At 57.5% G+C, this 21,777-nt stretch carries 24 protein-coding genes; 12 read left to right on the top strand and 12 right to left on the bottom strand.

Annotation, left to right across the window (positions count from 1 at the left end; translation table 11 throughout):
• Positions 1–9: 9 nt before the first annotated feature.
• The 4 genes from RRB22_00455 to RRB22_00440 form a co-directional block, all read right to left on the bottom strand.
• A complete protein-coding gene (locus RRB22_00455; protein MDT8382864.1) occupies positions 10–819 on the bottom strand; it encodes a CbbQ/NirQ/NorQ/GpvN family protein in 810 nt (269 codons plus the stop codon).
• Positions 820–829: 10 nt separating this feature from the next.
• Positions 830–1,141, bottom strand: coding sequence for a hypothetical protein (locus tag RRB22_00450; GenBank protein MDT8382863.1), 312 nt, complete (start codon positions 1,139–1,141; stop codon positions 830–832).
• A gap of 148 nt (positions 1,142–1,289) precedes the next feature.
• On the bottom strand, positions 1,290–1,646 hold the full coding sequence (locus tag RRB22_00445; protein MDT8382862.1) for a ribulose bisphosphate carboxylase small subunit: 357 nt from the start codon (positions 1,644–1,646) through the stop codon (positions 1,290–1,292).
• Positions 1,647–1,801: 155 nt separating this feature from the next.
• On the bottom strand, positions 1,802–3,223 hold the full coding sequence (locus RRB22_00440; protein ID MDT8382861.1) for a form I ribulose bisphosphate carboxylase large subunit: 1,422 nt from the start codon (positions 3,221–3,223) through the stop codon (positions 1,802–1,804).
• A 253-nt stretch (positions 3,224–3,476) separates the two neighbouring features.
• Between RRB22_00440 and RRB22_00435 the strand changes: the two genes are divergently transcribed.
• Positions 3,477–4,391, top strand: a complete 915-nt coding sequence (locus RRB22_00435) for a LysR family transcriptional regulator (protein ID MDT8382860.1) — start codon at positions 3,477–3,479, stop codon at positions 4,389–4,391.
• 26 nt (positions 4,392–4,417) lie between these two features.
• On the opposite strand, the gene RRB22_00430 is transcribed toward RRB22_00435, so the two are convergent.
• Positions 4,418–4,651, bottom strand: a complete 234-nt coding sequence (locus tag RRB22_00430) for a hypothetical protein (GenBank protein ID MDT8382859.1) — start codon at positions 4,649–4,651, stop codon at positions 4,418–4,420.
• 251 nt (positions 4,652–4,902) lie between these two features.
• On the opposite strand from RRB22_00430, the gene RRB22_00425 reads away from it, so the two are divergent.
• Both RRB22_00425 and soxB read left to right on the top strand, forming a co-directional pair.
• The gene (locus tag RRB22_00425; GenBank protein MDT8382858.1) at positions 4,903–5,286 is read left to right on the top strand and encodes a hypothetical protein; all 384 of its coding nucleotides are present in this window, start codon (positions 4,903–4,905) and stop codon (positions 5,284–5,286) included.
• Positions 5,287–5,565: 279 nt separating this feature from the next.
• On the top strand, positions 5,566–7,302 hold the full coding sequence (gene soxB, locus RRB22_00420) for a thiosulfohydrolase SoxB (GenBank protein ID MDT8382857.1): 1,737 nt from the start codon (positions 5,566–5,568) through the stop codon (positions 7,300–7,302).
• Positions 7,303–7,419: 117 nt separating this feature from the next.
• Here the strand turns inward: soxB and RRB22_00415 are convergent, their stop codons facing one another.
• On the bottom strand, positions 7,420–8,178 hold the full coding sequence (locus RRB22_00415; protein ID MDT8382856.1) for a MopE-related protein: 759 nt from the start codon (positions 8,176–8,178) through the stop codon (positions 7,420–7,422).
• Positions 8,179–8,334: 156 nt separating this feature from the next.
• Here RRB22_00415 and RRB22_00410 point away from each other — a divergent pair, with 156 nt between their 5' ends.
• Positions 8,335–8,652, top strand: coding sequence for a hypothetical protein (locus tag RRB22_00410; GenBank protein ID MDT8382855.1), 318 nt, complete (start codon positions 8,335–8,337; stop codon positions 8,650–8,652).
• 191 nt (positions 8,653–8,843) lie between these two features.
• Here the strand turns inward: RRB22_00410 and RRB22_00405 are convergent, their stop codons facing one another.
• The gene (locus tag RRB22_00405) at positions 8,844–9,230 is read right to left on the bottom strand and encodes an FHA domain-containing protein (GenBank protein MDT8382854.1); all 387 of its coding nucleotides are present in this window, start codon (positions 9,228–9,230) and stop codon (positions 8,844–8,846) included.
• A gap of 154 nt (positions 9,231–9,384) precedes the next feature.
• Here RRB22_00405 and RRB22_00400 point away from each other — a divergent pair, with 154 nt between their 5' ends.
• Together RRB22_00400 and topA are read left to right on the top strand one after the other, a co-directional pair.
• A complete protein-coding gene (locus RRB22_00400) occupies positions 9,385–9,594 on the top strand; it encodes a dodecin family protein (GenBank protein ID MDT8382853.1) in 210 nt (69 codons plus the stop codon).
• A gap of 242 nt (positions 9,595–9,836) precedes the next feature.
• Positions 9,837–12,581, top strand: a complete 2,745-nt coding sequence (gene topA, locus RRB22_00395) for a type I DNA topoisomerase (protein ID MDT8382852.1) — start codon at positions 9,837–9,839, stop codon at positions 12,579–12,581.
• Positions 12,582–12,629: 48 nt separating this feature from the next.
• On the opposite strand, the gene RRB22_00390 is transcribed toward topA, so the two are convergent.
• The 3 genes from RRB22_00390 to RRB22_00380 form a co-directional block, all read right to left on the bottom strand.
• Positions 12,630–13,178, bottom strand: coding sequence for a TlpA disulfide reductase family protein (locus RRB22_00390; GenBank protein MDT8382851.1), 549 nt, complete (start codon positions 13,176–13,178; stop codon positions 12,630–12,632).
• Positions 13,175–13,738, bottom strand: a complete 564-nt coding sequence (locus RRB22_00385) for a hypothetical protein (protein ID MDT8382850.1) — start codon at positions 13,736–13,738, stop codon at positions 13,175–13,177. The genes RRB22_00390 and RRB22_00385 overlap by 4 nt, the downstream gene beginning before the upstream one ends.
• A gap of 218 nt (positions 13,739–13,956) precedes the next feature.
• A complete protein-coding gene (locus tag RRB22_00380) occupies positions 13,957–14,541 on the bottom strand; it encodes a GAF domain-containing protein (GenBank protein ID MDT8382849.1) in 585 nt (194 codons plus the stop codon).
• A gap of 317 nt (positions 14,542–14,858) precedes the next feature.
• Here RRB22_00380 and RRB22_00375 point away from each other — a divergent pair, with 317 nt between their 5' ends.
• The 5 genes from RRB22_00375 (at position 14,859) to RRB22_00355 (ending at position 19,082) form a co-directional block, all read left to right on the top strand.
• On the top strand, positions 14,859–15,116 hold the full coding sequence (locus RRB22_00375; GenBank protein ID MDT8382848.1) for a glutaredoxin domain-containing protein: 258 nt from the start codon (positions 14,859–14,861) through the stop codon (positions 15,114–15,116).
• 268 nt (positions 15,117–15,384) lie between these two features.
• Positions 15,385–15,588 carry a cold-shock protein gene (locus tag RRB22_00370; GenBank protein ID MDT8382847.1) on the top strand — a complete coding sequence of 68 codons (204 nt, stop codon included), beginning with the start codon at positions 15,385–15,387 and terminating at the stop codon, positions 15,586–15,588.
• 274 nt (positions 15,589–15,862) lie between these two features.
• Positions 15,863–17,362, top strand: coding sequence for an HDOD domain-containing protein (locus tag RRB22_00365; protein ID MDT8382846.1), 1,500 nt, complete (start codon positions 15,863–15,865; stop codon positions 17,360–17,362).
• 119 nt (positions 17,363–17,481) lie between these two features.
• Positions 17,482–17,685, top strand: coding sequence for a cold-shock protein (locus RRB22_00360; GenBank protein ID MDT8382845.1), 204 nt, complete (start codon positions 17,482–17,484; stop codon positions 17,683–17,685).
• Positions 17,686–17,786: 101 nt separating this feature from the next.
• The gene (locus RRB22_00355; protein MDT8382844.1) at positions 17,787–19,082 is read left to right on the top strand and encodes a TlpA disulfide reductase family protein; all 1,296 of its coding nucleotides are present in this window, start codon (positions 17,787–17,789) and stop codon (positions 19,080–19,082) included.
• A 27-nt stretch (positions 19,083–19,109) separates the two neighbouring features.
• Here the strand turns inward: RRB22_00355 and RRB22_00350 are convergent, their stop codons facing one another.
• Positions 19,110–20,207, bottom strand: coding sequence for a mechanosensitive ion channel family protein (locus RRB22_00350; GenBank protein MDT8382843.1), 1,098 nt, complete (start codon positions 20,205–20,207; stop codon positions 19,110–19,112).
• A 35-nt stretch (positions 20,208–20,242) separates the two neighbouring features.
• Complete coding sequence (locus RRB22_00345; GenBank protein MDT8382842.1) at positions 20,243–20,935, bottom strand: MgtC/SapB family protein; 693 nt, start codon at positions 20,933–20,935, stop codon at positions 20,243–20,245.
• 220 nt (positions 20,936–21,155) lie between these two features.
• On the opposite strand from RRB22_00345, the gene RRB22_00340 reads away from it, so the two are divergent.
• Positions 21,156–21,713: an NlpC/P60 family protein gene (locus RRB22_00340; GenBank protein MDT8382841.1), complete on the top strand. Its 558-nt coding sequence runs from the start codon at positions 21,156–21,158 to the stop codon at positions 21,711–21,713.
• The last annotated feature ends 64 nt before the right edge of the window (positions 21,714–21,777 follow it).

Genomic DNA, 21,777 nt, shown 5'->3' with positions numbered 1-21,777 from the left:
TCTCTGCCTTTAAGCAAAAAATGTCTGCACGGCGGCATTGAGGGTGTCACGCATATCGGGGTCGTCCGTCAGGGGCGTCACCATGGTCATGCTGCAGGCCGCGATCGGGCTGACACCCTTGTGAATGAGCTGACCGGAATAGACCAGCAGGCGCGTGGAGATGCCTTCATCCAGACCATGGCCCTTGAGGTTGCGGGCGCGATGGGCGATCTGCACCAGCTTGGCGGCGGTGTCCTTGTCCACACCGGATTCGCTAGCGACGATATCCACTTCAATCGCCTCGCCCGGATAATCAAAATCCAGCCCGCCGAAGCGCTGCTTGGTGGACTGCTTGAGATCCTTCATCAGGCTCTGGTAACCCGGGTTATAGGAGATCACTAACTGGAAGTCGGGATGCGCCTCAATCAGCTCACCCTTTTTATCCAGCGGCAATGTTCGGCGATGATCGGTCAAGGGGTGGATTACCACCGTGGTATCCTGCCGCGCCTCCACCACTTCATCGAGATAACAGATCGCGCCGAGACGGGCGGCGGTGGTGAGCGGGCCGTCCTGCCACTTGGTGCCTTCCTTGTCTAACAGAAAACGGCCAACCAGATCCGAGGCCGTCATGTCTTCGTTGCAGGCCACGGTGATCAGCGGCTTGCCCAGTTTCCAGGCCATGTATTCGACGAAACGCGACTTGCCACAGCCCGTCGGACCTTTCAGCATCATCGGCATACGCGCCGCATAGGCCGCTTCGTACAGCGCGATTTCATCGCCCACCGCTGCATAGTAGGGCTGTTTCTGAATCTTGTATTGTGCAATATCGACAACAGACATACGTTATCCTCTATTTCTCATCATCGGTTTCGACCTCACCACTCCAGCCGGCGGCCCGCGCATTGTGAATGGCCGCGCCATGAAATTTCTCGTGTCGCTCACGTAGCTCGGGTGGTAGATGGCTCATCAGGCAACCATATTTGTCCCATTCGGCATTTACCTTCTGTAACAGGGCATCCACCCCGGCCAGATTCCAGCCTTCGCAGGTCTCTGTTTCCGGAATCAAGCCAAACACCCACGCATCGCGAATGATCTTGCCGATCGTGGTCATGCCGCCGTTGATATCATTGTTGATGCCAACGTATTTATCGGGTTTTGCCATTTGAAAATCTCGTCGTGTTAGCGGGACAGGTTAGTGACCGAGGCCTTTCTTCTGGCAACAGCGCCCGCAGCACATTCCTGCCTATAAAAAAGCCCCTGCCCGACATGATGCGACCAGGGGCTTTTTATGTCGATGCTATCGTCAGTCTTTATACAGACTCACCGCGATAGATCACCATTGAAGCGCCTGCAGATTGCGCGTAATTGTCAAACCCGAGCAGACGCACGTGGTTTTTCGGATGCGCCTTATGACAAGCCTCCACTTCGGACAGAATGACGTCCACATCGGTTTCGCCAAACATCGGTAGCTTCCACATGTACCAGTAATTGCTCATCGCATTTTCCGGTTCAGTATGCTCAATGCCAGGGTTCCAGCCTTTGCTGACAATGTATTCGATCTGGGTACGGATCTGCTCTTTTGTCAGTGCCGGCAGGTATGAAAAGGTTTCAAACTTGCGGCTCGCGGTATTGGCCAGGCTTGATTTGTAGTCTTGCATTTCACTCATGATCTTGTCGCTCCAATTAAGTATTTCAATATTCAAAAGATGCCGTGCGCAATTGCTGGCGCTCTGGAATCAGGAGAAAAGTGGAAAAATGCAAGATACAAGTAAAAACAGCACACAAACTTACTTGTATCTTTGCCCTTGTAGCTTTGCCCTGCCTATTTATGCGCAACGTCCAGCTTGTCGACCGTATCGAATTCGAATTTGATTTCTTTCCAGGTCTCCATTGCCATCTTCAGTTCGGGGCTGTGTTTCGCCGCGGTGGTAAGGATGTCTTTACCCTCTTTTTCCAGTTCGCGACCGGAGTTACGCGCCTCAACACAGGCCTCGACCGCAACACGGTTGGCCGCTGCACCGGCAGCATTACCCCATGGATGACCCAGGGTGCCACCACCGAACTGCAGCACGGAATCGTCACCGAAGATGTTGACCAGCGCCGGCATATGCCATACGTGGATACCACCGGAGGCCACCGGCAATACGCCCGGCATCGAGCCCCAGTCCTGATCGAAGAACAGGCCGCGTGAACGATCTTCCTTGATAAAGGAGTCGCGCATGGTGTCGATCCAGCCCAGGGTCGCCTCACGGTCGCCTTCCAGCTTGCCGACCACGGTGCCGGAGTGCAGGTGATCACCGCCGGACAGGCGCAACACCTTGGTCAATACACGGAAGTGGATACCGTGGTGGGGGTTACGATCCAGCACCGCGTGCATGGCACGGTGAATGTGCAGCAGCATGCCGTTGCTCTGGCACCATTGCGCCAGCTGGGTGTTGGCGGACAGACCGCCGGTCAGGTAGTCGTGCATGATGATCGGCGCGCCAATCTCTTTGGCATATTCGGCGCGACGCATCATCTCGTCAGCGGTCGGGGCCGTCACATTCAGGTAGTGACCCTTGCGCTCGCCGGTCTCGGCCTCGGCCTTGTGGATGGCCTCCATCACGAAGTCGAAACGGTGACGCCAGCGCATGAACGGCTGGGAGTTGACGTTTTCGTCGTCCTTGGTGAAGTCCAGACCGCCGCGCAGGCCTTCATAACAGGCGCGGCCGTAGTTCTTGGCCGACAGACCCAGTTTGGGCTTGATGGTGCAACCCAGCAGCGGACGGCCGTATTTGTTCATGATGTCGCGCTCAACCTGGATACCCTGGGGCGGTCCATTGCAGGTCATCACGTAGGCGATGGGGAAGCGGATATCTTCCAGACGCAGGGCGCGCAGGGCCTTGAAGCCGAACACATTACCCACCAGCGAGGTCAGCACGTTGACCACCGAACCCTCTTCGAACAGGTCAATGGGGTAGGCGACAAAGGCGTAGAAACAGGTGTCATCACCCGGCACGTCTTCGATCGCGTAGGCGCGGCCCTTGTAGTAATCCAGGTCGGTCAGCAGATCGGTCCACACCGTGGTCCAGGTGCCGGTGGAGGATTCAGCGGCAACCGCGGCCGCCAGCTCTTCACGCGGAATACCTTCCTGTGGGGTGATCTTGAAACACGCCAGAATATCGGTGTCCTTGGGTGTGTAGTTGGGTTCCCAATACGTTTCGCGGTACTCTTTGACACCCGCGCTATAGCTCTTTTTAGCCATCTTGAATTCCTCCGGAAAAGTTAACGATCAAAATCTACCTGGGGACAATGAAGTGTAGGACAAACACCCGACAGGCCCCGTTACAAATCCAGGTAAAACACTATGGTATTTACCCGAGTCAATTACTGCGGATAATCCTACCGGGTTGTTGAAATAAGTAAATTAAATATTTATGATCGGTACCATAATCTTTTACTTATGTCTAAATCCGCGGTTAAGCCACGGATTCAGCTTCTAGATAAGGCCCCATGTCATGCACTTTACCCTGCGTCAGTTTCGCGTCTTTGAGTCCGTTGCCAGCCACCTGAGCTTTACCCAGGCCGCCAAGGCCCTGCATCTCAGCCAGCCGGCCGTGTCCATGCAGGTCAAGCTCATGGAGGAACAGGTGGGGCTGCCGCTGTTCGAGCAGCTCGGCAAACAGATCTATCTCACCGAGGCGGGGCAGGAGATCTATCACTACAGCCGGGCCATCGGGCAGCTGCTGTCCGAGGCCGAGGAGGTGATCAATGAGCTCAAGGGTTCACACCGGGGCCGGCTCACTATCTCCGTTGCCTCCACCGCCAACTACTTCGTGCCGACCCTGCTCGGTACCTTCCATGACCGGTTTCCCGATATCACGGTGAGCCTGGATGTCACCAACCGGGAAACCCTGCTGGCGCAGATGGATAAAAACGAGGTGGATCTGGTGGTGATGGGACAGCCCCCCAAGGAGATGGATATCGAGGCCGGTATCTTTATGGAAAATCCCCTGGTCATCATCGCGCCCCCGGACCACCCGCTGGCGCAGCAACGCAATATTCCGATGTCGCGCATGGAGGATGAAATCTTTCTGACCCGCGAACGCGGCTCCGGTACCCGCGGGGCCATCGAACGCTTTTTTGAACAGCACGGGGTGCGGCTCAATACCGGCATGGAGATCGCCAGTAACGAGGCCATCAAGCAATCGGTGCAGGCGGGGCTGGGGCTGGGGCTGCTGTCGCGCGACACGCTCGACATGGAACTGGCCCTGAAGAAACTGGTGATCCTGGACGTGGAGGATTTTCCCATCGTCCGCTACTGGTACGTGATGCACCGCAAGGGCAAGCGCCTGTCCGGCGTGGCACAGGCGTTCAAACAGTTTTTACTGGAGGAGGCTAACGCGCTGCTGCACTCGGCCCCCAGGGATTGATCCGGTCACTCACTGCCTCATCACTACTAATAGATATCGCAGCGCTCCGGATGATGCGCCACCGAGGCATACGCCGTATCGTAAAGCCGTTCTTTACCACGGCGACTACATTCCACGTACACCATGTCCAGCGCCTCGCGCGATTCACCCGCCGCATCGCCCGCGCCCGGCAGGGTACGACACACACAGCGTTTCACAAACTTCATCAGGGCCTTGTTGGACATATGGTTTAGCGCACGTTCGAGCTTCTCTATTTTCACCGCGACATCTCCATGCAGTTGTTCTTGAGGTCGGATAACCCGTAGACGTTTTCACCTGACGGCGAGGTTCCCCTGGGGGCTATCCTTTCGCCCTTTTTATCGGCGCGGTAGCAAACACACACAAGGGAGTGTTGTGACCGGCGTCACAAAACGGAGAACCCGGCATTATCCGGCAGGCGCGTCCACCTCCTTGCGAGGCGGGAATGACATGGCCATACTTTGAAAATAAACAAGTTTGGAAATAAACAACTTTGAAAATAAATCTTGATGATCTTTATCGGATTATCGACAATCCCGACAAACCCACGACAACAGTCACCACACCACCCAAGGAGATACCGCAGATGAACAAACACACCATCCTGGCCACCACCCTGCTACTCGGCACCCTGTTTGGCGCCAGCGCCGCACTGGCCTGCGACGCCATGGGCCCCAGCACCCACATGGGCAACCTGATGTCGGTGGACGCCGCCACACACACCTTCACCATCCGTGACGCGCAGTCCAGCAGCCCCATCACCTTCGTCGCCAGCGAGGAAATCATCACCGGCCTGAAGGGTTTTGCCGGCAGCCTGATGGTGAACTACGAAAAGAATGCCGATGGCGGTTTTAATGCCGTCGGTGTCACCTTCTAGGCAGCACCTCAGGACACAAAAAAGGCGGCTCACCCCGCCTTTTTTGTGCCCGCCAAACGCTCACGCCCACCGTCAACACCGTAACCTTTTTCATGTATTGCCTGAGGACCAGAGCCTCGGTTGGCTCAATCCACCCTACAGTTTGACGCGCACCTTGCCGACAATGGATTGACTCACCACTTCCGGTAAAACCGGTAGACCACGGCCATTACCCATCCACGGATCACGCATGGATCACGCAGAGGGCGGTCAGATGATTGTTTTACTGAAAGGGACACTATGAACATCTCACGTCGCGAATTTATGCACATGCTGGCCACCGCCTACGCGGCCGGATTCTGGGGTACGGCCAGCGCCGCCAAACTGACGACACCGACCAACGAGGCCAAACACCTGTACGATCTGCCGGCCTTTGGCAATGTCTCGCTGATGCACTTCACCGACAGCCATGCGCAGCTATTACCCATCTATTATCGCGAACCGGACACCCACATCGGCACCGGCGCCATGACCGGCGAGATACCCCATCTGGTCGGCAGCTATTTTCTGGAAAAATTCAACATCCCCCGCAACTCACCCGAGGCCTATGCCCTGGCCTATATGGATTTTTCCGAGCTGGCCCAGAAATACGGTGCCATGGGCGGCTATGCCAACATGACCACCCTGGTGAAGCAGCTGCGCGCCAGCCGTCCCGGCGCGCTGTTGCTGGATGGGGGTGACAGCTGGCAAGGTTCGGCCACGGCCCTGTGGACCAATGCCCAGGACATGATTGACGCCTCGCTGTTGATGGGGGTGGACGTGATGACCGCTCACTGGGAATTCACCTATGGCATGGACAGGGTGAAGGAGGTCATCGAAAACGACTTCGCGGGCAAGCTCGATTTCGTGGCCCAGAACGTGGTGGACTATGAATTTGAGGACCCGATTTTCGAGCCCTATGTGATCAAAGAGGTGAACGGCACCCGCGTCGCCATCATCGGCCAGGCCTTCCCCTACACCCCCATCGCCAATCCCCGCCATATGGTGGCCGATTGGCAATTCGGCATCAACGAAGAGCGCGCCCAGAAAATGGTGGACCGAGCCCGCGACGAGGGTGCCCAGGTGGTGGTGATGCTGTCCCACAACGGCATGGATATCGACCTGAAGATGGCCAGCCGCATCACCGGCGTGGACGCCATCCTCGGCGGCCACACCCACGATGCCATCCCCGTCGCCAAGCCCGTAAAGAACCGCAACGGCCAGACCCTGGTGATCAACTCGGGCTCCAACGGCAAGTTCCTGTCGCTGCTGGAACTGGAGGTCCGCAACGGCAAGGTGCGCGATTATCACTACCGGCTGGTGCCCATCTTCAGCAACCTCATCGAGCCGGATCGGGCCATGGCGGAGCACGTCAAAAACGTGCGCGCGCCCTTCCTGCAGAAACTCAATCAAAAACTCGCCGTGTCCGACGACCTGCTGTATCGCCGCGGCACCTTCAATGGCACCTTCGACCAGCTTATCGTCGATTCCCTGCTGCGCGAAAAGGGCACCGAGATCGCCTTTTCTCCGGGCTTCCGCTGGGGCACGAATATCCTGCCCGGACAGGACATCACCATGGAGGATGTCATGTCGCAGACGGCCATTACCTATCCGGCCACCGTCGTCAACGAGATGACCGGCGCCAGCCTCAAGGAGATTCTGGAAGACATCGCCGACAACCGTTTCAACACCGATCCCTATTACCAGCAAGGCGGCGATATGGTGCGCGTGGGAGGGCTGGATTACAGCATCGACCCCATCGCCGACAAGGGCAAGCGCATCAATGACATGGAGGTGAAAGGTGTAAAGATTGAGGCCGGCAAGAAATACAAGGTCGCCAGCTGGGCCAGCGTCGGCAAGGATGTGCAGGGCAAGCCGATGTGGGATGTGGTTGCCGAATATCTACAGGACATGAAGACGGTCAAGGTCGATCACCTCAACATGCCAAAGATCAAGAACATGAAGGGCAACCCCGGCATTGCCGATGAGCTGAGTTAGACCTGTCAGCAGCCCGGTGTCACAGGGTGGTTTTCTCTGCCAGCGCCATCACCGATACGCCACAGTTTGGAGCAAGCCCTGCGCCATCACGCCCGCGACGTCTACTCCCCTGGCGCCTTACTCGCAGCCGCCGGCCACGCAGATTTCCGTCGGCGTGCAGTTCTCGTTACAGCCGCCGCAGTGTTCGGTGTCGTTGTTGATATCCACCTCACAACCGTTGGCAACCTGGCCGTCACAATCGCTATAGCCATCCTTACAGCGCGCGATCGCCACCTGTCCCGCCTGGCAGATACCCTCGCCACGCAGCACCATCACCAGGGCATTTTCATCGACCTGGCCATTGCAGTTGTTGTCCCGCCCGTCACAGCGCTCGACGGCCCCCGGGTAAATAGCGGCATCGCTATCATCACAGTCCCGACTGGCGGGCACGCCATCGCCGTCGGCGTCCACACAGGACGGATCGGTGCTGCCGGCCTCGCAGCGCACGACCGGCGGCGCCAACAGCGTCCCCGGCTGCTCCGATCCCGGCCTGGCCTTCGCCACCACAGGATCGCAAAAACGGATCACCGAGAGATCGATCAGCGCGCCGGCGGGCACGCTCACGCCGGGGTTGCGATTCAGCAAACGCTCACCGAGGCGATAGTGAATGTCGTATTTCCCCTGTGGCAGGTTCGGCAGTGCAAAACGCCCGTCCTCACCGGTGATCACCACGTAGGGCAGACCGGGGATGTACACCTGCATGCCCTCCACGCCGCCCGCGTCACAAAAATTGACCTGGCCCTGAATCGAACCCGTTTTTGATTTTTCCGCGGCGACCGCCGCCAACATCAGGCCTGCACAGACGACCGTTACCACCAGCTGAAAACCAAGACGCATGTTCGATCCCTTATCCATCATCGTTAAAAAAATAATCACCGCAGGCCCGGAGGGGGCGACTATAGCAAAGCGCTCCCCGGGGTGTCCTGCCGCAGGGCGATTTTTCGCCAATAGTGGCTATAATTTGCGGGTTGAAAATATAAAGGTAGCCAGCCCATGACCTCCGTCAACATGCCGCGCGACGATGCCGCCATCAAGATCGCCAGCAAGTCCACCGACCGCACCGTCAACCCCGTTGAACCCTACCCCAGGGCGCAGGCCCTCACCGCGCATGAGGATGTCACCCAGACACCGCCCCGCAGTGCGCGCCGCCAGGATGAGCGCCGCAAAAAGCATCGGCGCCAGCAGGCCATGCCGGTGATCCTGGACACGCGCGACACCCATGATCGCCGCAACGCCGTCCGCCAGGGAGAGCTGGGGCCTGAGGATGAGGCCGGGTCGGAGCAGCAGACCGGGGTGGACTATTATACCTGACGGGGCAAAGGCCACAGCCCGAGTAAGAACCCGTGCTATACCGGCACCTGCCCAAACGTCTACCGCACTCCACATCCATCCACAGGTCATCCGCCGTACAACCGATCCACAGTGCGCCGCAGTCATAGTCCGCCGACAGCGCATGAACGATCGCCGTTTCGAACATCTCTGCGGGTCGCGCATCCGCCCTGCTATTTTCCGCGTTTGGCGACATACACACCCGGAATCCAGGTCTTATGGATTCGGGTGGTGGCCGCTAGGTCATCGTTCGCGTCATCTACAAAGCGGAAATGGCTAAGCCCGATGCGGATCACATCATCATGGCGCAGCTGAGCCTGCTCCAGACGTTGATCATTGACGAAAGTGCCATTGGTGCTGCCGCAGTCCTCAATAAAATAATCAAACACGCCCGGCTGGCCGGAGACAGAGCGGGCCTCAATCACCGCGTGGCTTTTGCTCACCAGCTCGTCATTAAGGGTGATATCGCTATCCGGCCCACGGCCGATACGCGACAGCTGGCTTTCCAGCCGCAGGGTCATGCCGTCGACGTTACCCTTGAATTGAATCAATGCTGCCATACCACCACCTCTTGGCGACTACCGCTGGATCAATCGCTGCCAGAAACGCGACGCAGTCAAAGGCTACACGCAATGAAGACGAATTTCACGCCCCGGCTGCTACACTGTTTTCAGGCGGTTTTTATGCGCCGCACAACGGCGGGAGGAGTAACACATGTCAAATCACACCTACAAACTGATCGAGCTGGTCGGTTCATCCACCACCAGCACCGACGATGCCATACACAATGCGATCGAGCGCGCCTCAAAAACCCTCAGGAACATGGACTGGTTTGAGGTGACGAAGACACGCGGCCACCTGCAGGACGGGATGGTCGGGCATTTTCAGGTGACGCTCAAAGTCGGCATCCGACTCGACGACTAGCCCGCATTTTTCCCACTACCACACCACCCCTTGAAGGTGCCGGGTTTTGTCTCCGCAACCGGCCACGGAGGGCCAGGTCAGCGCCCTGCCTTTTATCCCGCCGCAGTAGACAAACCCTCAATAAAAATGTCATATGGCCGACTTCTTTCCCTTGACAGCGGGGGGAGGATGCAAGTATTCCTAATATAGACCCGGTCAAAAACCGAAAAATAAAACGCAACCATCTGAATTAAAAGAGAATTATGGGAAAATCACTGGTCATCGTCGAGTCGCCGGCCAAAGCCAAGACTATCAATAAGTACCTGGGCAAGGATTTCATCGTGAAATCCAGCGTGGGTCATATCCGTGATTTGCCCACCAGCGGCGGCGCCTCCGGTGCCTCCAAAATGGACGCCAAGGCACGCGGCAAACTGGCGGCCGAGTCCCGCAAGCTGAGCCCGGCGTTGCGCGAAAAACGCAAGCAGGAACGCGCCGCCAAGGCGCTCATTGCCCGCATGGGGATCGACCCGGAACACGACTGGGAGGCCCACTACGAGATCATGCCCGGCAAGGAAAAGGTGGTCGCGGAATTGCAGAAGCTCGCCAAGACGGCTGATGCCATCTATCTCGCGACCGATCTTGATCGCGAAGGAGAGGCCATCGCCTGGCATCTCACCCAGGCGATCGGCAACGATGTGCCCTACAAGCGCGTGGTGTTTAACGAGATCACCCAAAACGCCATCCAGGAGGCCTTTTCCAAACCTGGCACGCTCGATACCGACCAGGTCCATGCACAGCAGGCCCGACGTTTCCTCGATCGCGTGGTCGGTTATATGCTGTCACCTCTGCTGTGGAAGAAACTGGCCCGCGGCCTTTCTGCCGGTCGCGTGCAGTCCGTCGCCGTACGCCTGGTGGTGGAACGTGAGCGGGAAATTCACGCCTTCGATCCGGAAGAATACTGGGAGGTGTTTGCCGACCTCCGCACCAAGCACAGCGAGGCCCTGCGCCTGCAGGTCGTCAAGCAGAATGACAAGACCTTTCGCCCCCCCAACAAGGGACTCACGGATGCCGCCCTAGCGATCCTGCAGCGCGCCGATTACCGGGTCGTGAAACGCGAACTGCGCCCCTCATCGAGCAAACCGAAGGCACCGTTCATCACCTCGACCCTGCAACAGGCCGCCAGTACGCGGCTCAGTTTCGGCGTCAAAAAGACCATGATGATGGCCCAACGCCTGTACGAGGCCGGTTACATCACCTACATGCGAACCGACTCCACCAATCTCAGCAGCGAGGCCGTCGCTGCGGTGCGCGACTATATCGGCGACAAATACGGCAAACAGTATCTGCCGGAAAAACCCATCTCCTACAGCAGCCGCGAAGGCGCGCAGGAGGCGCATGAGGCGATACGCCCCTCCAATGTGCGCACCATGATGTCCGACCTGCAAAATGTCGACAAGGATGCCGTGCGCCTTTACGAACTCATCTGGCGCCAGTTTGTGGCCTGCCAGATGCCGGCCGCCCAGTTTGACGTCACCACCTTGAAGATCGATGCCGCCGGCTTTGAGCTGCGCGCCAAGGGCCGTGTGGTGCGTTTTGATGGCTGGACAAGGGTGCTGCCGCCACAGCAAAAAAATGCCGACGACGTGATCCTGCCCGCGGTCGCTGAAGGCGATGTGCTGTCACTGGTCAGGCTGGACCCCTCGCAGCACTTCACCAAGCCGCCGCCTCGCTACAGCGAGGCATCGTTGGTGCGCGAACTGGAAAAACGCGGCATCGGCCGTCCGTCCACCTATGCCGCCATCATCTCCACGATTCAGGACCGCGGCTATGTCACCGTGCAAAATCGGCGGTTTTACGCCGAAAAGATCGGCGAGATCGTGACCGAGCGGCTGGTCGAGAATTTTGAAGAGCTGATGGACTACAGCTTTACCGCCAAGATGGAAGAGAAGCTCGATGCCATTGCGGCAGGCACCAGCAACTGGAAAAACGTGCTGGATGAGTTTTACGAGGACTTCAAATCCAAGCTCGCGGCTGCCGATCAGGATGAGGGTGGCATGCGGGGCAATGATCCCATCACCACCGACATCGCCTGCTCCAGCTGTGGACGGCCCATGCAGATTCGCGCCGGCTCGACCGGTGTGTTCCTCGGTTGCTCCGGTTATGCGCTGCCGCCGAAAGAGCGTTGCAAAACCACCATGAACCTGATCCCCGGCGATGAGGCCGTGGACGCAGATGCCGATGAGGAGAGCGAGGCCCGCGCACTGATGGAGCGGCATCGCTGCCCCCTCTGCGGTACCGCCATGGACAGTTACCTGATCGATGAGCACCGTAAACTGCACATCTGCGGCAACAGTCCCGACTGTAGCGGCCACGAGGTCGAAACCGGTAAATTCCGCATCAAGGGCTACGACGGACCGATCATTGAATGTGACAAGTGCGGTGCCGAGATGCAGCTAAAAACCGGCCGCTTTGGCAAATACTTTGGCTGCACCAATACCGAGTGCAAAAACACCCGCAAGCTGCTGCGCAATGGCGAGGTCGCGCCGCCCAAATCCGACCCGGTACACATGAAGGAACTGCCGTGCGAGAAATCGGAAGGCTATTTTGTGTTACGCGATGGCGCCGCCGGCATCTTTCTCGCCTCCAGCGCCTTTCCCCGCTCGCGTGAAACCCGTGCGCCGCTGGTCAGGGAACTGCTGCCGCATCGCGCCGAGCTGGACCCGAAGCATGACTACCTTTGTGATGCGCCGGTGGAGGATGACAAGGGCAGGCCCAGCATCATCCGCTTCAGCCGTAAGAGCAAAGAACAGTATGTGATGACCGAAGACAAGGAGGGCAAGCCCACCGGCTGGACGGCCCACTACATCGATAACCAGTGGGCGATCTCCAAGGCCGCAAAAAAGACGGCCGTGAAGAAAAAGACAGCCAAGAAGAAAGTCGTCAAGAAAAAGGCCACCACGAAAAAATCCGTGAAGAAAAAGACGGTCAAGAAGAAAGCCGCCAAATAGCGACTGCTGCGGACAGTCGCCCCTGCCTGCAGCATTTATCTCACGCCATTATCGGCCTGCGATAATGGCCTTCAGAAAACCGAGATAGGCAGCATTGTCCCACTCCTGGCCACCCAGCACCTGGAACCGGATCACACCCCCGGGATCCACCAGATAGGTCGCGGGCAGGCCTCGGGGCTGCCAGGCCTCGGTCACCAGACCGTCGCGATCCATGAGCGGCACCAGGTCCGGGCCCAGCATGCCCAGGAAGGTAAACACCGTGTCTTCGCTTTCTGCGGTATTCACTATCGCCAGCGCCAGGCGCTCGCCCTGCATCTTTTCCACCATGCGCTGGATCGCCGGGATCTCCCGCCGGCAGGGTCCGCACCAGCTTGCCCAGAAGTGCACAAACACCCATTGGCCTCTCTGCTCCCCGAGATCAAAACGCTGGCCATCGATATCCTCCAGCACCAGCGGCGGCGTCTCGCGACCCGTGACAGGCAGGACACCTTTGGGCGGCGTGATGCCGGTGGCAGTGTGTGGCGGGCGCTCGTCGGCAACGGCCAGTCCGCCCAGCAACAGGCAGATCCCTAGCAACCCACAGCGTGTCAGGTTCATGGCCTTTTCTCCCCGGGTACAGGGCCGCAGGCGAGATTGTCGATGCGCGCAACACGCATACCCTTGTCACCTGCCGGGCCGAGCGCAAAGCGGGCAAGCAATGAAAATGGCCGATCCGTCCTCTCCACAATGACATTGCCACCCTCGCTCTCGTCGGCCTGAAAGTCCAGCCGCTCGGGCAACAGCGTCCACCGAAAGGTCGACTGGGCCGACAGGGGAATCTGCATTGCCGCCCACTGCTCCGGCCACCGATTTCGGGGAATACGCGTTAGCTCCTGCTCGCCGGCCACAAAACGCCACTGACTCATATCCAGCCAGACAACATCCCGACTTTTATTTTTGAGCACCACGGTAAAAAAACAATATCGGGAAAGTTCGTCGATCATCACTGCCGGAAACCCCCGCGCCTCGAAAAAGGCCGCCATCTGTTCCACCGACCGGGGCAAGACGCGCAGGCGCATCAGCTCGTCTTCGTATGCGGGCACGACGACCTCATCCGCGGCCTGCGCGCACAGGGCAAACATCACAAACAAGGCGCTGCCGAAAATTCTCAAACGCATGCTGATACCCACCCTCTCCGTTCCACTTTCAATGCAGAACAGTAACACTCACGAAATACACCACGATAGCTTACGCCGAAAGAAAGTGGCGTTGCCGTTGTTGTGTGCGACTCGGCTGATTGATCGCGATGCATCAAGCGCTGCAGCGGAGATCGCGGCAGATAACGTACGGGGACTTCAGCGCCTCGGCAGAGCCGAGGCCATAAGTGACAGTGGGTTTAGAGGCCCAGTCGGGATTCCAGCTTTTTGATCTTCTGGCCCATCTCCACTGAGATCTTTGCCAGCTCCTGACGCAGGAAGATATTTTCAATATTCATTTCCAGATGAAAGGCCAGTTTTTCCAGGGTCTCACGGTCGGCATCATCGAAGTTGCCACGCCCCTTGTTCAGTACCTGAATTGCGCCGACGACCTTTTTCGTCGTCACGCCATGCACCGGCACACACAGTGCATTGCGGGTAACAAACCCGGTTTTCACGGCCACGATGTCATGCGCGCCCACCTGATCTTCCAGATCGTCCTCGATGACATATTGGCCGGTCGACATCACTCGGCCGACGATGGAATTTTTGGTCGGCACCTGTAGCTGTTTTTCGCCCAGCCCCGTACCGCATTGCAGCCAGGCCTTCTCATCCACCGGATCGAGGATAAAGATACTGCAACGCTCTGCCCCTAAAGCCCTGGGCATGATGTCCACAAAAAACTGGATCAGCTTTCGATTGCCAGCCTCAAGCCAGGCCTTTTCCATCAGCTGCTGCTTTTTACGCAGCTGATTCAGTTTCTGTTCTAGAAGTGCCTTATCCATTGGTTGCTGCCTTCATGTTGATGGAATACCCAAAGCCGGCCTGTCCAACCGGCTGCTGCGAAGAATATAGTGTTTAGCGGCAGTACCGGCCATATACTAAAGCGTGGCCAGCATCACAAAACATGCATTTCTGCATCCTTTTGAACACAGTGCACTGCACGGCGGCGACGGACCAGGGGTTTGTCGCCGATGCTCAATCTGGGCCGGCAACGTCAATGATGAGCGGACGAGGGGTCAGCCGTGGCTGGCGCCGCAGGTTTACGGCAGGACGCCAAATCTGCATAATTTTGTTCCCACACGACTCGACGGAAACCCGCATGGCGCGCATCAAAATCTACAGCACCGGGACTTGCCCTATCTGTGTCAAGACCAAACAACTCCTGGATAAGTGGCATATCAGCTACCAAGAGGTCCGCATTGATCAAGACCAGGCTGCGCTACGCGAGATGGCCCGACTCACCAACAGCGCCCGCACCGTGCCGCAGATCAGCATTGACGGAAAATGGATCGGCGGCTTCAGCGAGCTGACCGAAATGCACATGGATGGGGAGCTGGACGAGCTGTTCGAAAGCTAAGCCCCCATGCCCTGGCCAGACCGTGTCAGCCGATACCCTGCCCCCGGAACAAAGATTGGCATAACCCATCGGATCGGTTACTATCGCCGACGCTGCAGCCTATTTGCGGCAGATTAGGCCGCCCTAATTAGCATTGCTTGAACCTTAAGTTGAAGTTGTACCTTAGCTTTAAAGCCCCGCTAACTGTCCGACCCGTCTACCACCAAGCACGACCTGCAGCATTAACAACTTTTGAACAAGCAAGACGAATATAAGGTAGGACTAGATTATGGCAACAGGTACAGTAAAGTGGTTTAACGAATCCAAGGGCTTCGGCTTCATTGCCCAGGACGACGGTGGCGATGACGTTTTTGTGCACTTCAGTGCTATTTCTGGCGGCGGCTTCAAGACCCTGGCAGAAAACCAGAAGGTCACCTACGAATTGCAGAACGGCCCCAAGGGTCTGCAGGCTGCCAATGTAATGGCTGACTAACTTTCCGCGAACCTTGCGGCGCACCGGATCGGCCCAGACCGATCCGGTTGCTGAAAATCCCGCCTCGTGCGGGATTTTTTTTGCCGGCGATTCTTCCCATCCACATCAATGTCCTCTGAGCCTGAACAGCCAGCCCACACCGTCCAGCAGTCAGGGCCTCTCACCCCTCCAGCCTCCAAGCCTTTGCCCACGCGGCTAAAGTCTCACCCCGGTTGCGCCGAAATTTTCCTATAGTCCGTCATTTCTGGCGGACAGAAGGATGACGAGACACAACGTGAGTACCAATGCTGTCATTTCCATCGAGGAACTTACCGCCCAGCCACTGCCGATCTTTGGCTATTCGGCGCGCGCTTTCCGCAAGGTCAGCATCGACGGCGGCCGGACCTTTGAGGCCTATGGCGACATCATCCTGCGTGACCCCGGACTGGCGCTGCACACCCTGAAACAGCTACAGGCCAGCTCGGGCAAACCCCTGCGGGCCGAGATCTCCAGCATGGCGCAGGCGACCATGCTGCTGGGCATTGACCGCGCAAAACGGCTCCCACTCGGCCAGCCTCAGCTGGAAAGCACGCTCAGCGGGTATGCCCGGCAGGGCTATATCCGCGCCGCCTGCCGCGCCTTTCACGCCGCGTTTCAGGCCTGGGACTGGGCGCATATCAAAAAAGACCACGCCCCGGAAGAGGTGCTGCTGGCCGCCCTGTTGCACGATATTGCCGAGATGGCGCTATGGGTCACCGCACCGGAGCGCATGCACCAGTTCCGCCGGCTCATGCTAAAAGACGGCCTACCCACCGATGAGGCGCAATACATCGCCTTTGGTGAAAGCCTGGAACACTTCAGCCGGGCGATTGCCGAGCGCTGGCAATTGCCCGGCCTGGTGAGTGAGGCCCTGCGCCCCGAAAACGCCAACACACCCCGCGTGCGCGGGGTGATGCTGGCAGTGCAGCTCGCCCGCAGCACCGAACGCGGCTGGTATTGGGAAAAGGCCGAACGGGTGATGCCACAGATTGCCGACTACCTTGGCGGCTCGCTGGATGAAACCATCACCCACGTGCACAAAAATGCCATCCGCAGCGCCCTTCAGGCCCCCTTTTATGAGACCCGCCACCCCGCCGCATTGCTGCCCATGCTGCCCGGTGGCGATGAACTGATCATTGAAGACGAATTTCCCGATGCCAGGGCCGAGATTGAGGCGGCCGTCACCCCGCCAGAGGCCTCGACGACCTCCCCCCAACCGCCGGCCAGCAGCGCCCAGGTCTGCCTCACGCCTCAACCTGAGCTCTTTAAGGCCGCGCTGCGTGAGCTACACCAGGGCATTGGCCACCTGAATTTCAGTGAATTGATGCGCATGGCGGTACATTGCATGCACGATGGCATCGGCCTCAACCGAGCCGTGTTTGCCCAGCTACGCAAACATCCCGACAAACTTGTCGCCAGCTACTGCATTGGCAGCGACAACGACCCCAGCTTTAGCCGCTTCGAGATTGGCCTGGATCAGGGGCATCTATTTACTCGCCTGCTGGAAAAACAGGTCAGTCTGTGGGTGAGTGACGATAACCGTGAGAAATTCTGGCCCCTGGTCCCCGGCCCCTTCAAGCTGCTGATCAAGACCAACACCTTCTTTACCATGTCGATCCATGTCGGCGGCAAGCCGGTAGGGCTGTTTTATGCCGATCGCCGCAGCGCCGATTGCAGACTGGATGATGCCGCCTACCAGCAATTCCGCCAGGTTTGTCAAATAGTCGCCAAAGGGCTTGCAAATCTCACAAAATAAAGCATTATTCGCCATTAGGCGTTATACTCTGGCGCTGAGCAGTGCATGGTGTTGATTTCCTAAGGCATTCAGCATCTTCTAAAGTAAGGTTTTTTTGTTAAATTGAAAGGTAAAAAGTTATGGCTACAGGCACAGTAAAATGGTTCAACGAAAGCAAAGGCTTCGGCTTCATCTCTCCTGATGATGGTGGCGACGACCTTTTCGTACACTTCAGCGCTATCCAGGGTGGTGGCTTCAAAACTCTGGCTGAAGGACAGAAGGTCAGCTACGATGTCGAACAAGGCCCTAAAGGCCCGGCAGCAGGCAACGTTGTTCCTGAATAACGCCACTAGCATTTGCCTAAAAAAGGATCCTGCCATGCAGGGTCCTTTTTTTTGACCCGCGCTTTTCTATCATGCCATTGTTGTACATAATTTAGGCATCCATGATTTCGCCCCTCCCCTTTAAACCCTTCTTCCTCAGCGCCATCGGTCTGCTTGGCCTGCTGCTCAGCCTTGGTTCTATGGCCAACGCGCAACACAGCGGCGTGGCGCAAACGCTCACCACGGCAACGGGTGATGATATCGTCTTCGAGGTTTTCAAAAGCCCCGGCCCGGACATCCGACTTCGCGTGCTGTGGATTGCACCGGGCTTCGGCATCGATATCCGACATCAACAGACGGCGACGGCGTTAGCCAGTCAGGGCGTTGAGGTGTGGCTGGTTGATCTAACCGAAGCCCTGTTTCTCACCAAGGGCGCGTCATCGCTGCGCAAGATACCGGGTCAGCTGGTCGCCGACCTGATCAATGGGCTGATTGAGCACGACGGCGATCGCGCCGAGGTGCTGGTCATCAGCAGTTCCTATGGCGCGATTCCGGCCATACGGGGCATACATGCCTGGCAGTCGCAAACACCAAAACCGACCGGCCTGTTGGGCAGCGTCTTATACTCCCCCTCCTTTTTTAGTCAGGTGCCCGAACTCGGCCTTGAGCCTGAGTTCATTCCCGAACTGGCCGCCAGCAATATGCCGATGTACATCTTTCAGGCGGCCAATAACGCCAACCGCTGGCATCTGCCGGCGGTGCTTGAGGAATTAAAAAACGCTGTGGTGTATGCCGAACTGCTCAAGGATGTGATGTCGGTATTTTACCGAAAGGACACCTCGCCCAACACGCTACAGAGCTTTGAAAATGCACCCGCGATGATCTTGCGGGCCGCCCAACAACTCCGCCAACACGGCGCGCCACCCGCCGCACTGCCGTTAGCCACCACCAAAAGCACTCCCCGCAGCGGGCTCAACACCCAGCTTCGTCCCTATGCCGGCATCGTTGAACCCGGCCCCATCCACCTGCGGGATGCATCGGAGCGGCTTTTTGATATCAAGGATTATCAGGGCAGAGTGACCGTTATCAATTTCTGGGCCAGCTGGTGCCCGCCCTGCGTAGAAGAGATCCCTTCCCTGAACCGCCTGAAACAGGCCATGCAGGGAAAACCCTTTGAACTGATTTCCGTCAATTATGCCGAGACCGCCGAGACGATTCGGGACTTTCTGCAGCAGGTCGATGTCGACTTCCCGGTATTGCTCGACCCTGGCGGCCAGCTCACGGGACAATGGAAGGTGGTGGCATTTCCATCCACCTTTGTGATCGGAACGGATGGCAAAATCCGCTACGGGGTAAACGCCGGCATCCACTGGGATACGCCACAGGTCATCCAGCAGATCAACGAGCTGTTGCCCTGACCGCCATCCATCAACGGAAAATGTTTTTTATGCCGGGCCCGAACGGTCCGGCATTTCCTTGATAAAGACATCCTGCTTGCTATAGGGAATCTCGATCCCTTCGGCATTAAAGCGCTTGTAAATCGTCGTATACAGTATGTCCAGCACCCGACCACGCTGTTCCGGATTATCCACCCAGCACAACAGATCCAGATCCAGACTGGAGGCACCAAACGCCCGGAATCGCACCCGCGGTTCAGGCTCGTCACAGACCGTAGGTTCTGTCAGGGCGACTTCCAGCAGGATGGCCTTCACCTGATCAATATCCGAACCATAGGCCACCCCCACGCTGGTGCGAATGCGGAATTTTTCATAGGGGCCGCCCGATTCATTGGTAATACGCGAATTACCCATGATGGCATTGGGAATGGTGATCTCCACATCGTCACGGGTCTGCAGGCGCGTGCTGCGAATACCGATATTGGTCACCTTGCCACGTTCACCGCTATCCAGCACGACATAGTCGCCAATCTTGTACGGCGCATCGGCAAGAATAAACACCCCCGAAAAGAGATTGGCAAGCGTGTCCTTGGCCGCAAAACCGATGGCAATACCCACGATACCGGCGGATGCCAGCCAGGCGGTCATATCGACATGCCAGGAACGAAATATCATATAAATGGCCATCGCCATGATCACGAGGAAGGCCAGGTTCTCAAACAGCGGGCGCGTCTGTGGACGCACCAGTGATGCCGGTTTTGTGCTATTGCCCATTGCCTGCAACACAATGCGGACCAGCTTCATCGCAAAGCCCGACCAGATGACAATCAGTACGGTAACAATGAATGAGCGGATAATGACCGGGATTTCGGCAGGCAGTTCAATCGGGATCAGCGACAGCATTCCCCCGACACAGATCACGCTCCAGTACAGCGGCCGATGGATGATCGCCACAATCTGATTATCCCACTGGACGCGGGTACGATTGGCCACATAGGCAACAATTCTCGTCACCAGAAAGGCGACCACATTAGCCAGCAACACGGCCAGCACAAACACCAGTGCCGCCATACCCAGCGGGTAATCGTTCAAAAAGGCGAACGCCTTCGACAGGACGGCCATCAGCTCACTCAGGCTGTTGTCCACCTCAGCGCGACCCCGTCAGCGTGAACAATGCGGTATCAACCGGGGACGATTTTGAATTCATGCACATCTTCCATCTCCAGCAGACTCTGCGCCAGCTTGCGAAAATTCGCCGGATCTTTTGAACGGATCGTCATCTCATATTCAAAATCCTTGCCTTCGTTATCCAGCTGATAACTCGACGCAAAGGCACGAATATTGTGTTGCGCGATGAGCTGTCGCAAGGCCTCTTCATCCACGCGATACCGGGCCCGAATAAATCGCACGGTAAACCTGGCATAGATCTGCGAAGGCAGCCGATTCTCTATCCAGCGGAAAAGTGACAGGGTGACGATGGTCATGCCGGTTGCCAGAAATGCCGGGTAATAGAGCCCCATGCCCATCACAATGCCGATGGAGGCCGTCATCCAGATGGAGGCCGCCGTCGTCAGGCCGCGCACGGTCAGGCCTTCCTTGATAATCACCCCGGCGCCCAGAAAACCGATGCCGGTCATAATGCCCTGCGCCATACGGGAGGGGTCGGCTCGCACCGTATCCAGAAACTGTTGCGGCACCAGCTCCCACTGATAAACCATCAACACCATCAATAGACTGGAAGACACACACACCAGGGCATGGGTTCTAAACCCGGCCTCGCGGCCATGCAATGCGCGCTCCATGCCAATGGCGCCACCGGCCAGCAGGGCCAACATCAAACGCGAGGTAATCAGGCCATAATCAAGTTCCATCATTTACAATCCCATTAGAAACGCACCCGCCAATCTTAACTGACTTTGATTGACTTCAGAATAGCGATGACAGGAGCAGACTGCGACACCCATTACCCACCGCCAGCCCTTGATAATCAGCCCGCGTTCACAAAACGCACCCCACCCAGCCCTGACCGCTAAATAATCGCAGCCACTGGACGAAACATCGGGTAGCATCAAACAAACTCTGGACAGGAAACCGATGTCTTTTCGATCACTCGATTCACACACCCAACATACCCGCTCCACGGCGGGATTTTCGGCGGGCTGGCTGATGCTGCTGATCGGGGCCGCCCTGACGATGATCGGTTGCAGCTCGACACCCGGCAAACCCACGGACAGTTTCTCCGCGCCAGGCACTGGAACCTCAACCAAGGCCAACCCGCAACATGCCGCCCTGTATGACGCCCTGTCACAACATTTTAGATCCTGGGCCAATGCACCCTATAAACTGGGAGGCCTCAGCAGGTCCGGCATTGATTGTTCAGGCTTTGTGCACGTCACCTATCGGGACGTGTTCGACACATCACTACCGCGCTCGACCGAACGGCTTGCACAAACGGGCAAGGCGGTGGCAAAACAGTCCCTGCAATTCGGGGACCTGGTGTTCTTCAAGACCGGTCGCACAAAACGCCACGTTGGGATCTATATCAACAATGGCAAATTCATCCACGCCTCCAGCTCACGGGGCGTTATGCAATCATCCCTGCACTCGGATTACTGGTCGGCGCATTACTGGCGGGCACAGCGGATCCTATAATTCCCCCTACCGGCAACCTGCCTTTACGGTGATCGGCGACGACGGGATCGAAGCGGGATATACT

Source organism: Gammaproteobacteria bacterium (genome assembly GCA_032250735.1).
Lineage (GTDB): Bacteria > Pseudomonadota > Gammaproteobacteria > SZUA-152 > SZUA-152 > SZUA-152.
The sequence above is the reverse complement of the archived record's forward strand: the minus strand, read 5'-3'. Positions and strand labels throughout refer to the sequence as shown.